The 13606-nt window shown below is 61.7% G+C and carries 11 protein-coding genes; all 11 read left to right on the forward strand.

The annotated features are described in order from the left end of the window. The first annotated feature begins 260 nt into the window (after positions 1-260). Positions 261-2216 (forward strand): acetate--CoA ligase, encoded by a 1956-nt coding sequence (gene acs / locus C4K39_RS16500; protein ID WP_124347004.1) that lies wholly within the window; start codon positions 261-263, stop codon positions 2214-2216. 648 nt (positions 2217-2864) lie between these two features. Beyond that, positions 2865-3641, forward strand: coding sequence for an ABC transporter substrate-binding protein (locus C4K39_RS16505; protein ID WP_068579415.1), 777 nt, complete (start codon positions 2865-2867; stop codon positions 3639-3641). A gap of 91 nt (positions 3642-3732) precedes the next feature. Then, positions 3733-4422: an ABC transporter permease gene (locus C4K39_RS16510; protein ID WP_068579412.1), complete on the forward strand. Its 690-nt coding sequence runs from the start codon at positions 3733-3735 to the stop codon at positions 4420-4422. After that, complete coding sequence (locus C4K39_RS16515; protein ID WP_068579409.1) at positions 4419-5117, forward strand: ABC transporter permease; 699 nt, start codon at positions 4419-4421, stop codon at positions 5115-5117. Before C4K39_RS16510 ends, C4K39_RS16515 begins: the two co-directional genes overlap by 4 nt. Before the next feature lies 1 nt (position 5118). After that, the gene (locus tag C4K39_RS16520) at positions 5119-6231 is read left to right on the forward strand and encodes a succinylglutamate desuccinylase/aspartoacylase family protein (protein WP_124347005.1); all 1113 of its coding nucleotides are present in this window, start codon (positions 5119-5121) and stop codon (positions 6229-6231) included. Between the two features lie 23 nt (positions 6232-6254). Next, the gene (locus tag C4K39_RS16525; RefSeq protein WP_068579404.1) at positions 6255-7019 is read left to right on the forward strand and encodes an ABC transporter ATP-binding protein; all 765 of its coding nucleotides are present in this window, start codon (positions 6255-6257) and stop codon (positions 7017-7019) included. Between the two features lie 112 nt (positions 7020-7131). Then, the gene (gene argR / locus C4K39_RS16530; protein WP_124347006.1) at positions 7132-8112 is read left to right on the forward strand and encodes a transcriptional regulator ArgR; all 981 of its coding nucleotides are present in this window, start codon (positions 7132-7134) and stop codon (positions 8110-8112) included. A 383-nt stretch (positions 8113-8495) separates the two neighbouring features. Then, on the forward strand, positions 8496-9716 hold the full coding sequence (locus C4K39_RS16535) for an aspartate aminotransferase family protein (RefSeq protein WP_068579398.1): 1221 nt from the start codon (positions 8496-8498) through the stop codon (positions 9714-9716). Between the two features lie 133 nt (positions 9717-9849). After that, positions 9850-10869, forward strand: a complete 1020-nt coding sequence (aruF, locus tag C4K39_RS16540) for an arginine/ornithine succinyltransferase subunit alpha (protein ID WP_068579395.1) — start codon at positions 9850-9852, stop codon at positions 10867-10869. An 85-nt stretch (positions 10870-10954) separates the two neighbouring features. Then, positions 10955-11980, forward strand: a complete 1026-nt coding sequence (gene astA / locus C4K39_RS16545) for an arginine N-succinyltransferase (RefSeq protein ID WP_124347007.1) — start codon at positions 10955-10957, stop codon at positions 11978-11980. Beyond that, entirely contained in the window at positions 11977-13446 is a 1470-nt protein-coding gene (gene astD, locus C4K39_RS16550) for a succinylglutamate-semialdehyde dehydrogenase (protein ID WP_164487356.1), read from the forward strand. The genes astA and astD overlap by 4 nt, the downstream gene beginning before the upstream one ends. Positions 13447-13606 lie beyond the last annotated feature (160 nt).

The following is a 13606-nucleotide window of genomic DNA, read 5'->3' on the forward strand; positions in this document are numbered from 1 at the left end:
GGGCGCCCCTCATATAGGCGTACTTTTGATAAACACCTTTGACAGTTTTTGTAACAATCGCTGAAAAAGCCCTCTATCAAGGCCTTCTCAAACATTTTTGCAGGTGGTGAATTTGGCTGTAGGCCCTGTTCTTGAGGGGTTCTGGTAAATGTCGAGGTATTTCGCAGGGGGTTGTTACTACCATCGTCGAATGGTTCTATAGGCCTCCCCCGGCTACAACGGGGTCATACAAAAACAACTATGTCACCGAGGTAAGAAAGATGAGTACGGCTTCTGTGTATCCCGTTCGTCCCGAGGTTTTGGCCAATACGCTGACTGACGAGGCGACCTACAAGGCCATGTACCAGCAGTCGGTCGTGAACCCGGATGGGTTCTGGCGTGAACAGGGCAAGCGCCTCGACTGGATCAAGCCTTTTACCACGGTGAAGCAGACTTCCTTCGACGATCATCATGTCGATATCAAATGGTTTGCCGACGGCACCCTGAACGTCTCCTACAACTGCCTGGATCGCCACCTGGCCGAGCGTGGCGATCAAGTAGCAATCATTTGGGAGGGCGACGATCCTTCTGAAAGCCGCAACATTACCTACCGCGAACTGCATGAGGCCGTCTGCAAGTTCGCCAACGCCCTGCGTGGCCAGGACGTGCACCGTGGCGATGTGGTGACTATCTACATGCCAATGATTCCCGAGGCGGTGGTGGCCATGCTGGCCTGTGCGCGCATCGGGGCCATCCATTCGGTGGTGTTCGGTGGCTTCTCGCCAGAGGCCTTGGCTGGCCGCATCATCGACTGCCGTTCGAAAGTGGTGATCACTGCCGACGAAGGCATTCGTGCCGGGAAGAAGATCCCGCTCAAGGCCAACGTCGACGATGCCCTGACCAACCCGGAAACCAGCAGCATCCAAAAGGTCATCGTGTGCAAGCGCACCGGTGGCGACATCAAATGGAACCAGCATCGCGACATCTGGTACGAAGACCTGATGAAGGTCGCAGGCAGTGTCTGCGCGCCGAAGGAAATGGGTGCCGAAGAGGCCCTGTTCATCCTCTATACCTCCGGATCCACCGGCAAGCCCAAGGGTGTGCAGCACACCACCGGTGGTTACCTGTTGTATGCATCGCTGACCCATGAGCGAGTGTTCGACTACCGTCCGGGCGAGATCTACTGGTGCACCGCCGACGTGGGCTGGGTGACTGGCCACACCTATATCGTCTACGGTCCCCTGGCCAATGGCGCTACAACCTTGCTCTTCGAAGGCGTGCCGAACTATCCGGACGTGACCCGTGTGGCGAAGATCGTCGACAAGCACAAGGTCAATATCCTCTACACCGCACCAACTGCGATCCGCGCCATGATGGCCTCGGGCACTGCGGCCTGCGAAGGTGCCGATGGCAGCAGCCTGCGCTTGTTGGGATCGGTGGGCGAGCCGATCAACCCGGAAGCCTGGGACTGGTACTACAAGAACGTCGGCCAGTCTCGCTGCCCGATCGTCGATACCTGGTGGCAGACCGAGACCGGTGCCACCCTGATGAGCCCGCTGCCTGGCGCCCATGCCCTGAAGCCGGGCTCCGCTGCACGGCCGTTCTTCGGCGTGGTGCCAGCCCTGGTGGACAACCTGGGTAACATCATCGAGGGGGCTGCCGAGGGTAACCTGGTGATTCTCGACTCGTGGCCAGGTCAGGCGCGGACTCTGTACCGCGACCACGATCGCTTCGTCGATACTTACTTCAAGACCTTCCGTGGCATGTACTTCACCGGTGACGGTGCTCGTCGCGACGAGGATGGTTACTGGTGGATCACAGGGCGCGTGGATGACGTACTCAATGTCTCCGGGCACCGCATGGGCACCGCCGAGATCGAGAGCGCCATGGTTGCTCACCCGAAAGTCGCCGAGGCAGCGGTCGTGGGAGTGCCGCACGACATCAAGGGGCAGGGCATTTATGTCTATGTCACCCTCAACGGTGGTGAGGAGCCGAGCGAAGCCCTGCGTATGGAGTTGAAGAACTGGGTGCGCAAGGAGATCGGTCCGATCGCTTCGCCAGATGTCATCCAGTGGGCTCCAGGCCTGCCGAAGACTCGTTCCGGGAAGATCATGCGGCGGATCCTGCGCAAGATCGCTACTGCGGAGTACGACGGCCTGGGCGATATCTCCACCCTGGCTGATCCCGGTGTCGTGCAGCACCTGATCGATACCCACAAGACCATGAACGTCGCCTAAGACGAGCCTTGTGTCATCCAGCCCCGCCCGGTCTTGCCGGGCGGGGCTTTTTCATGGCTGCGCGCAGGGTTTGTCGTTGTGCCTGGCCCGGGCCGGAAGGGTGGGCTATTGCAGGGCTTTGGGAGTGCCTTTCTTGAGCGGCTGATTGCGCTGGATGGGGCTGTCGAGGGCTTGAATAAATATCGGCTGCCCATCAGTCGTATCTGAATGTTACCGGCGCTACCGAGGGTGTAACCTCACGCCCGATTTCGGGGCGATGGGAAACGCCAGGCCCTGTTTTAAGGCGTTCTATATCCCTTTAAAAAATAAGGCATCACGCTGCGCTTGCCGGAATAGAAGGCTTTGCCAATAATAGGCCCGCAATTTGCAACGTAGATTGGTTCACTCTCTTTTGCTCTTGCATAAACCTGAAGAGCTGTCAATATGCCGCTCCGGTATTCTCGATGCTTCTGTAATTTGTTGTCGCATTGAGGAAATATCGGCTTCCGGCCTGTCGTTAGAATGCCGGTCACTCGCTCGTCGTTGCCTGTGTGTGAATCCTTTTTCGGGCCTCCCAGGACGCAGCACCGCTATTGAGGTTCCACCCATTCGCATATTGGGCTGTCGCTCACTCTGCCGTTTTTGCCCTTTACCGATGGAGTCCTAAGAATGAAGAAACTCGTGCTTCTTGGCGCCCTGGCACTGTCCGTGTTTTCGCTGTCGAGCATTGCCGACGAAAAGCCCCTGAAAATTGGTATTGAGGCGGCTTACCCTCCATTTGCCTCCAAGGCTCCGGATGGCAGCATCGTCGGTTTCGATTACGACATCGGCAATGCCCTGTGCGAGCAGATGAAGGTCAAGTGCGTCTGGGTCGAACAAGAGTTCGATGGCCTGATCCCTGCGCTGAAAGTGCGCAAGATCGACGCGATCCTCTCGTCCATGTCGATCACCGATGATCGCAAGAAGTCCGTGGACTTCACCAATAAGTACTACAACACGCCTGCACGCCTGGTCATGAAGGCCGGTACCCAGGTCAGCGACGGCATGTCCGAGCTCAAGGGCAAGAACATCGGCGTGCAGCGCGGTTCGATCCATGAGCGTTTCGCTCGTGAAGTCCTGGCTCCCCTGGGCGCACAGATCAAGCCTTACGGCTCGCAGAACGAAATCTACCTGGATGTAGCGGCCGGTCGCCTCGACGGCACCGTGGCGGACGCTACCCTGTTGAACGACGGCTTCTTGAAGACTGACTCCGGCAAGGGCTTTGCCTTCGTTGGCCCAGCCTTCACCGACGTCAAGTACTTCGGTGACGGCGTAGGGATCGCCGTACGCAAGGGTGACAAGGCTGATCTGGACAAGATCAATGCCGCCATTGCAGCCATTCGCGAGAACGGCAAGTACAAGGAAATCCAGGACAAATACTTCGACTTCGATATCTACGGCAAATAAGTCGTCGAATTCGTCAGTCCGAGATGGCGCAAGCAGCAGAATCTCTGAGGTTTGCGCCATTTTTTCATCCCAACTTTCGAGGACCTGAATCATGTTGAAAGGCTACGGGGCTGTCATCCTCGATGGCGCTTGGCTGACGCTTCAGCTCGCCTTGTCGTCCATGGCCCTGGCCATTGTTCTGGGTCTGATCGGGGTCGCCCTGCGACTCTCGCCGGTACGCTGGCTGGCCTGGCTGGGCGACCTGTATTCCACGGTGATCCGTGGCATTCCCGACCTGGTACTGATCCTGCTGATCTTCTACGGCGGCCAGGATCTGCTCAATCGCGTGGCTCCGCTGCTGGGTTTCGACGAGTACATCGACCTCAATCCGCTGGCCGCCGGTATTGGCACGCTTGGTTTCATCTTCGGGGCCTACCTGTCGGAGACCTTCCGTGGTGCCTTCATGGCGATTCCCAAGGGGCAGGCAGAAGCAGGCATGGCCTATGGCATGAGCAGTCCCCAGGTATTCTTCCGGGTGATGGTGCCGCAGATGATCCGCCTGGCGATTCCCGGTTTCACCAACAACTGGCTGGTGCTGACCAAGGCTACCGCGCTGATTTCCGTGGTGGGCCTGCAGGACATGATGTTCAAGGCCAAGCAGGCGGCAGATGCCACTCGCGAGCCTTTCACCTTCTTCCTTGCAGTGGCGGCCATGTACCTGGTGATCACCAGTGTCTCGTTGCTGGCATTGCGTCACCTTGAGAAGCGCTACTCGGTAGGCGTAAAGGCGGCTGATCTATGATCTTCGACTACAACGTCATCTATGATGCCTTGCCGCTGTACTTCAGCGGCCTGCTGACCACCCTGAAGTTGCTGGCGCTGTCGCTGTTCTTCGGCTTGCTGGTGGCTCTGCCTCTGGGCTTGATGCGTGTATCCAAGCAGCCGTTGGTGAACATGACGGCCTGGCTCTACACCTATGTGATCCGCGGCACCCCGATGCTGGTGCAGTTGTTCCTGATCTATTACGGCCTGGCCCAGTTCGAGGTCGTGCGTGAGAGCTTCCTTTGGCCCTGGCTGTCCAGCGCAACCTTCTGTGCCTGCCTGGCTTTCGCCGTCAACACCAGTGCCTATACCGCGGAAATCATCGCTGGCAGCCTCAAGGCCACGCCCCATGGCGAGATCGAGGCGGCCAAGGCCGTGGGCATGTCGCGCTACAAGATGTATCGCCGCATCCTCCTGCCGTCGGCCCTGCGCCGGGCGCTGCCGCAGTACAGCAACGAAGTGATCATGATGCTGCAGACCACCAGCCTGGCTTCCATCGTCACCCTGATCGATATCACCGGTGCGGCACGTACGGTCAATGCGCAGTACTACCTGCCATTCGAGGCCTATATCACCGCCGGTGTGTTCTACCTGTGCCTGACCTTTATCCTGGTGCGCCTGTTCAAGCTGGCCGAAGGCCGCTGGCTGCGCTACCTGGCGCCGCGGAAGCACTGATATGGAACGTATCGACCATCCATTGCCCTGGAGCCACCTGGGCAGCGAGCGCAGCATCTCGGTGTTCCGTTTCGGCAGTGGCGAGCGCAAGGCCTATATCCAGGCCAGCCTGCACGCAGACGAACTGCCTGGCATGCGGACCGCCTGGGAGCTGAAGAAGCGCCTGGCCGAGCTGGAAGCCCAGGGGGCCCTCAAGGGCGTCATCGAGCTGGTGCCGGTGGCCAATCCCCTGGGGCTTGGGCAGTTGCTGCAAGGCAATCACCAGGGGCGTTTCGAGGCTGGTAGCGGCAAGAATTTCAACCGTGATTTCGTCGAGCTCAGCGAGCCTGTGACTCAGCGCCTGCAAGGGCGCCTGGGTGACGATGCCCATGCCAACGTGCAACTGATCCGCCAGGCCATGGCTGATGTGCTGGCCGAATTGCCGCCGGCTGCCAGCCAGTTGCAGGGTATGCAGCGGGTGTTGCTGGCGCATGCCTGCACCGCCGACGTGGTACTGGATCTGCATTGCGATGCCGAGGCGGCGCTGCATATGTATGCCTTGCCGCAGCATTGGCCGCAATGGCGTTCCTTGGCGGCTCACCTGGATGTACGGGTCGGCCTGTTGGCCGAGGATTCCGGTGGCAGTTCGTTCGACGAAGCCTGTTCGCTGCCCTGGCTGCGCCTGTCGCGGCAGTTCCCCGAAGCACAGATTCCCCTGGCGTGCCTGGCGACTACGCTTGAGCTGGGTGGCCAGGCCGATACTGGGCGTCCCCAGGCCGAGGCGCATGCCGAGGGTATCCTGGCGTTCCTCGCCGAGCAGGGGCTGATTGCCGGGCAGTGGCCGGCGCCAGCGCGTGAACCCTGCGAGGGCATGCCCTTCGAAGGCACTGAATTACTGTATGCGCCGCATCCTGGCGTGGTGAGTTTCCTGCGTCCGGCTGGTAGCTGGGTGGAAGTGGGCGAGCCGATTTTCGAAGTGATTGATCCTCTATCCGATCGGGTCAGCACGGTATGTGCTGGCACCAGCGGCGTGCTATTCGCCGTTGAGCGGCTGCGTTATGCCCAACCCGGTTTCTGGCTGGCCAAGGTGGCGGGGCGCGAAGCGCTGCGTCACGGGCGCTTGCTCAACGACTGACTGTTTTTGTGAGAACCGACCGCATGTACAAACTTGAAGTCCAAGACCTGCATAAGCGCTATGGCAGTCATGAAGTGCTCAAGGGTGTGTCCCTGAAGGCCGCGGCTGGCGATGTGATCAGCATCATCGGCTCCAGTGGCTCGGGCAAGAGTACCTTTTTGCGCTGCATCAACCTGCTGGAGCAACCCCACGCCGGGAAGATCCTGCTGAACAATGAAGAGCTGAAGCTGGTGGCCAACAAGGACGGCGCCCTCAAGGCCGCCGACCCCAAGCAGTTGCAGCGCATGCGCTCGCGCCTGTCGATGGTGTTCCAGCACTTCAACCTGTGGTCGCACATGACCGCCATCGAGAACATCATGGAAGCCCCGGTACATGTATTGGGCGTATCCAAGGCCGAGGCTCGCGAGAAGGCCGAGCATTACCTGGCCAAGGTCGGTGTGGCGCATCGCAAGGATGCCTACCCGGGGCACATGTCCGGTGGCGAGCAGCAGCGCGTGGCGATTGCCCGGGCCCTGGCCATGGAACCTGAGGTCATGTTGTTCGACGAGCCAACCTCGGCCCTGGACCCGGAGCTGGTGGGTGACGTGCTGAAGGTCATGCAGTCCCTGGCCCAGGAAGGCCGGACCATGGTGGTGGTGACCCACGAGATGGGTTTTGCCCGCGAGGTCTCCAATCAACTGGTGTTCCTGCACAAGGGGCTGGTGGAAGAGAGCGGCAATCCGCGGGAAGTGCTGGTGAATCCACAATCAGAACGTTTGCAACAATTCCTCTCCGGCAGTCTCAAGTAATAGCTGCCGTAATGCACCAAATTAGGTCATGCTGAGCGCCCTGCGCCAGATGGTCTAACTTGGTGCAGCCGCCCTTGGTTTCCTACCCTGTTTTCGTTTCGGATTGCCCGCCATGACTGCCCATCGAATTGGTTTCCTGATTTGGCCCAGCACTAAAGCCTTGACGCTGGCGCTGGCCGAGGAGGCTTTGCGCGTCGCCCAGCGGGTTCATCCGGACGTGATCTATGAGCTGGCCTTTCTCCAGGCCGAGGCTCCTGCGCAAGGTACCTGGCAACTGCCGGGCGAGCCTTGGGCGGGCAAGCTTGAAGGGTGCCAGAAACTGTTCCTGCTGGCGGACGAGCCGCCGGCGCCCATGAGCCCGGCACTGGGTACCGCGCTCAAGCAATTGGTGCGCTCCGGTTGTGTGGTGGGCGGATTGTCCGCAGGCGTTTATCCGCTGGCCCAATTGGGCCTGCTCGATGGTTATCGGGCAGCGGTGCACTGGCGCTGGCAGGATGATTTTGCCGAGCGTTTTCCCAAGGTTATCGCCACCAGCCACTTGTTCGATTGGGATCGTGATCGGTTGACCGCCTGTGGCGGCATGTCGGTGTTGGACTTGCTGCTGGCGGTGCTGGCGCGTGACCACGGCGCGGAGCTGGCTGGGGCAGTATCCGAGGAACTGGTGGTTGAACGTATTCGCGAAGGTGGCGAGCGCCAGCGCATTCCGCTGCAGAACCGCCTGGGCTCCAGCCATCCGAAGCTGACTCAGGCGGTATTGCTGATGGAGGCCAATATCGAGGAGCCGCTGACCACTGACGAGATCGCCCAACACGTCTGCGTATCTCGTCGCCAGCTGGAGCGGATCTTCAAACAGTACCTGAACCGTGTGCCGAGCCAGTACTACCTGGAGCTGCGGCTGAACAAGGCACGGCAGATGCTGATGCAGACCAGCAAGTCGATCATCCAGATCGGCCTGTCCTGCGGTTTCTCCTCCGGACCGCACTTCTCCAGCGCCTACCGCAATTTCTTTGGCGCCACCCCGCGTGAAGACCGTAACCAGCGGCGTAGCAGCAGCCCCTTCGAACTCTCCTCCGTACCCGCCGAGCGCGGCTGATCCGCTCCCTTCCAGCTCGGTGCCTGGTGTAGCCGCTGCTGAAGGTCGTGCATGGCTCGTGCGGGTCGCCAGGGGTATCTGAGCGCTACTGGCGCTTGGCGTTGTCAGCCTTGCGAACGTTGTGCGCCCGGCGGCTAAAAAGAGGCGTGAGCGGCGTTACTGGCCAAGCGGATAATTAGCCCGGCAAACCTGCCGTTCAGGCGCCACGCAGTTTAAACTGCGCCTTTGCGACGCTATTTGTCGCATTGCCATAAACCCACGAAAAACCGGGGTTGGCGCTATAAGAAGTTGTCGCTTGGCGACAAGGCCGGGCACAAAACTGTCCTTACAATCCCTCCATCGCTCGCCAGTTCCAGGCGGGTGTTCCTCTTCAGGAGACTCCGATGTCCGTTGAGCAAGCTCCGGTGCAACGCGCCGATTTCGACCAGGTGATGGTTCCCAACTACGCACCTGCGGCTTTCATTCCTGTGCGCGGCGCGGGGTCTCGAGTCTGGGACCAGACGGGACGGGAGCTGATCGACTTCGCCGGCGGCATCGCGGTCAACGTGCTGGGCCATGCCCATCCGGCCCTGGTGGGCGCCCTGACCGAGCAGGCGAACAAGCTGTGGCATGTCTCCAACGTATTCACCAATGAGCCGGCCTTGCGCCTGGCCCACAAGCTGATCGACGCCACCTTCGCCGAGCGTGCATTCTTCTGTAACTCCGGTGCGGAGGCCAACGAGGCCGCTTTCAAGCTGGCCCGTCGCGTGGCCCATGATCGCTTCGGTGCCGAGAAGTACGAAATCATCGCAGCGCTCAACAGCTTCCACGGTCGCACCCTGTTCACCGTCAACGTTGGTGGCCAGTCCAAGTATTCAGATGGCTTCGGTCCGAAGATCACCGGCATCACCCATGTGCCATACAACGACCTGGCCGCGCTGAAAGCCGCGATCTCCGACAAGACCTGCGCCGTGGTGCTGGAGCCGATCCAGGGTGAGGGCGGCGTGTTGCCGGCCGAGCTGGCCTACCTGCAAGGTGCCCGTGAGCTGTGCGACCAGCACAACGCGCTGCTGGTGTTCGACGAAGTGCAGACCGGCATGGGCCGCTGCGGCGAGCTGTTCGCCTACCAGCATTACGGCGTCACCCCGGACATCCTCACCAGCGCCAAGAGCCTGGGTGGCGGCTTCCCGATCGCGGCGATGCTGACCACCGAAGAGCTGGCCAAGCACCTGGTAGTCGGTACCCACGGCACTACCTACGGCGGCAACCCGCTGGCCTGTGCAGTGGCTGGGGCGGTGATGGACGTGATCAACACCCCCGAAGTGCTCAATGGCGTCAAGGCCAAGCACGATCGCTTCAAGACTCGTCTGTCGCAGATCGGCGCCAAGTACGGCCTGTTCACGGAAATCCGTGGCCTGGGCCTGCTGCTCGGTTGCGTACTTAGCGACGCCTGGAAGGGCAAGGCCAAGGACGTGTTCAACGCCGCTGAGAAAGAAGGCTTGATGATTCTGCAAGCCGGTCCGGACGTGGTGCGTTTCGCCCCGAGCCTGGTGGTCGAGGATGCCGATATCGACCAGGGCCTGGATCGCTTCGAGCGCGCCGTGGCGAAACTGACCCAAGCCTGATCCAGGCGGTGGTATTTCTCGGCGCCGGTGTTTTTTCCTGGCGTCGAGCACTAATTCCTGTGCCGGGCTATCCCGGCATTTTTTTCCCTGAGTCGGACGGTTTCCGACCTGTTTTAGAGTAAGGAGTGACACCATGCTGGTGATGCGCCCCGCGCAAATGGCCGATCTGGGCGAGGTACAGCGTCTGGCTGCAGACAGCCCGATTGGTGTCACCTCCTTGCCGGACGATGTGGAGCGCCTGCGCGACAAGATCGCCGCGAGCGAGGCTTCGTTCGCCGCGGAAGTGAGCTTCAACGGTGAAGAGAGCTACTTCTTCGTCCTCGAGGACAGCGAAAGCGGCAAGCTGGTGGGATGCTCGGCCATCGTCGCCTCGGCGGGCTACTCCGAGCCGTTCTACAGCTTTCGCAACGAAACCTTCGTCCATGCGTCCCGCGAGCTGAAGATCCACAACAAGATCCATGTCCTGTCCCAGTGCCATGACCTGACCGGCAACAGCCTGCTGACCAGCTTCTATGTGGTCCGCGACCTGGTGGGCACGCCCTGGGCCGAGCTCAACTCCCGTGGCCGCCTGCTGTTCGTGGCCAACCACCCGGAACGCTTCGCCGATTCGGTGGTGACCGAGATCGTTGGCTACAGCGACGAAAATGGCGACTCGCCGTTCTGGGATGCCATCGGACGCAACTTCTTCGATCTCAACTATGCCGAGGCCGAGCGCCTGTGCGGCCTCAAGAGCCGGACTTTCCTGGCCGAGCTGATGCCGCATTATCCGATCTACGTGCCGCTGCTGCCGGACGCCGCCCAGGAAGCCATGGGCCAGGTGCATCCGCGGGCGCAGATCACCTTCGACATCCTGATGCGCGAAGGTTTCGAGACCGATCACTACATCGATATTTTCGACGGCGGCCCGACCCTGCATGCGCGGGTTTCCGGGATCCGTTCGATTGCCCAGAGCCGCGTGGTGCCGGTCAGGATCGGCGAAGCGCTCAAGGGCGGCGGTCGCCAGTACCTGGTTTCCAACGGCCAGTTGCAGGACTACCGCGCGGTGCTGCTGGAGCTGGACTACGCGCCGGGCAAGCCAGTGACCCTGGATCTGCAAGCAGCCGAGGCCCTGGGCGTCGGTGAAGGCGCCAGCGTGCGCCTGGTGGCGGTTTAACGGCGGCTTCCACGACCTGGAAAGCCTGTCTGCAAAGCAGCGAGTTTCGCGGGCGCCGGCAAAGGCGTCCGTCTGAGGAGATAGCATGATCGTTCGTCCCGTACGCAGCAGCGATTTACCCGCGCTGATCGACCTGGCCCGCAGCACCGGCACCGGCCTCACCACCTTGCCGGCCAACGAAGAGCGCCTGACCCATCGGGTCGGCTGGGCGGAGAAGACCTTTCGCGGTGAAGCCGAGCGCGGCGATGCGGACTACCTGTTCGTGCTGGAGGACGACAACGGCCGGGTGGTGGGGATTTCCGCCATCGCCGGTGCGGTCGGCCTGCGTGAGCCCTGGTACAACTTCCGGGTGGGCCTGACCGTCAGCGCTTCCCAGGAACTGAACATCTACCGCGAGATCCCGACGCTGTTCCTGGCCAACGACCTGACCGGCAACTCCGAGCTGTGTTCGCTGTTCCTGCATGCCGACTACCGTAACGGCCTCAACGGCCGCATGTTGGCCAAGGCGCGCATGCTGTTCATCGCCGAGTTCCCGCAGCTGTTCGGCAACAAGATCATCGCCGAGATGCGCGGCATGTCCGATGAGCAGGGGCGCTCGCCCTTCTGGGAAAGCCTGGGCCGGCATTTCTTCAAGATGGAATTCAGCCAGGCGGACTATCTCACTGGCGTTGGCAACAAGGCTTTCATCGCCGAGTTGATGCCCAAGTTCCCGCTCTACACCTGCTTTCTTTCCGAGGACGCGCGCAACGTCATCGCCAAGGTCCACACCGACACCGAGCCGGCTCTGGCCATGCTCAAGAGCGAGGGCTTCAGCTACCAGGGTTATGTCGACATCTTCGACGCCGGCCCGGCGGTGGAGTGCGAGACCAGCAAGATCCGCGCGGTGCGCGACAGCCAGGCGCTGGTGTTGGCCATCGGCACCCCGGGCGACGACGCCACGCCATTCCTGATCCACAACCGCAAGCGCGAGGACTGTCGTATCACCGCGGCGCCGGCGCGCTTCGCCTCGGGCACCCTGGTGGTCGATCCGCTGACCGCCAAGCGCCTGCAACTCAACGCCGGCGACCAGGTCCGCGCGGTTCCGCTGTCTGCTTCTCGGGAGTCGAAATAATGAGCACGTTGTACATCGCCGGCCAATGGCTGGCCGGCCAGGGTGAAGCCTTCACCTCCGTCAATCCGGTGACCCAGGAGGTCATCTGGTCCGGCAACGGCGCAACGCCCGCCCAGGTGGATAGCGCGGTGCATGCTGCGCGCCAGGCATTCCCAGCCTGGGCCAAGCGTTCCCTGGAGGAGCGCATCGGCGTGCTCGAAGCCTTCGCTGCCGGCCTCAAGGCCCGTGCCGACGAACTGGCCCGCTGCATTGGCGAGGAAACCGGCAAGCCGTTGTGGGAGGCGACCACGGAAGTGACCAGCATGGTCAACAAGATCGCCATCTCGGTGCAAAGCTACCGTGAGCGCACCGGCGAGAAGAGCGGCCCGCTGGGCGACGCCACCGCCGTGCTGCGACACAAGCCCCATGGCGTGGTGGCGGTGTTCGGCCCCTACAACTTCCCCGGCCACCTGCCCAATGGTCACATAGTGCCGGCGCTGCTGGCGGGTAACAGTGTGCTGTTCAAGCCCAGCGAGCTGACGCCCAAGGTCGCCGAGCTGACGGTCCGGTGCTGGATCGAGGCCGGCCTGCCGGCGGGCGTGCTCAACCTGTTGCAGGGCGCCCGGGAAACCGGGATCGCCTTGGCCGCCAACCCAGGGATCGATGGCCTGTTCTTCACGGGTTCCAGCCGTACCGGCAACCACCTGCACCAGCAGTTCGCCGGGCGTCCGGACAAGATCCTGGCCCTGGAGATGGGGGGTAACAACCCGTTGGTGGTGGACCAGGTCGCGGACCTGGATGCCGCGGTGTACACCATCATCCAGTCCGCCTTCATCTCGGCCGGCCAGCGCTGTACCTGTGCCCGCCGCCTGCTGGTGCCGGCAGGCGCCTGGGGCGACTCGTTGCTGGCGCGCCTGGTGGCGGTCAGCTCGACCATCGAGGTGGGTGCCTTCGACCAGCAACCAGCGCCGTTCATGGGCTCGGTAATCTCCCTGGGCGCCGCCCAGGCACTGCTGGATGCCCAGCGCCAGTTGTTGGCCAACGGCGCCGTGGCCCTGCTGGAAATGACCCAGCCCCAGGCCCAGGCCGCACTGCTGACTCCGGGGATCCTGGATGTCACGGCGGTGGCCGAGCGACCTGACGAGGAGCTGTTCGGGCCGTTGCTGCAAGTGATCCGCTACGCTGATTTTGATGGCGCCATCGCCGAGGCCAACAATACCCAGTACGGCCTGGCGGCCGGTCTGCTGTCGGATTCCGAAGAGCGCTACCAGCAGTTCTGGTTGCAGAGCCGGGCCGGGATCGTCAACTGGAACAAGCAGTTGACCGGTGCTGCCAGCAGCGCGCCATTCGGTGGTGTGGGGGCCTCGGGCAACCATCGGGCCAGCGCCTATTACGCCGCGGATTACTGCGCGTACCCGGTAGCCTCCCTGGAGACTCCGAGCCTGGTCTTGCCCGGAGCGCTGACCCCGGGCGTGCGCCTGGATTGATGAGAAGCCGTGGAGTGCCCCTGGCGCTCCACGGCAGCGGCTGCAAACAGCGGTGGGGCGTCGATGAAGCCGCTGCCGCAGGCTGCGAACGTCTCCTGAAACGGGCGTCGTTGGCCTCAAAGACCTGTACTGATATCGATGCCTATAACAAGCAGATTCG

Source organism: Pseudomonas sessilinigenes (assembly GCF_003850565.1).
GTDB classification, from domain to species: domain Bacteria; phylum Pseudomonadota; class Gammaproteobacteria; order Pseudomonadales; family Pseudomonadaceae; genus Aquipseudomonas; species Aquipseudomonas sessilinigenes.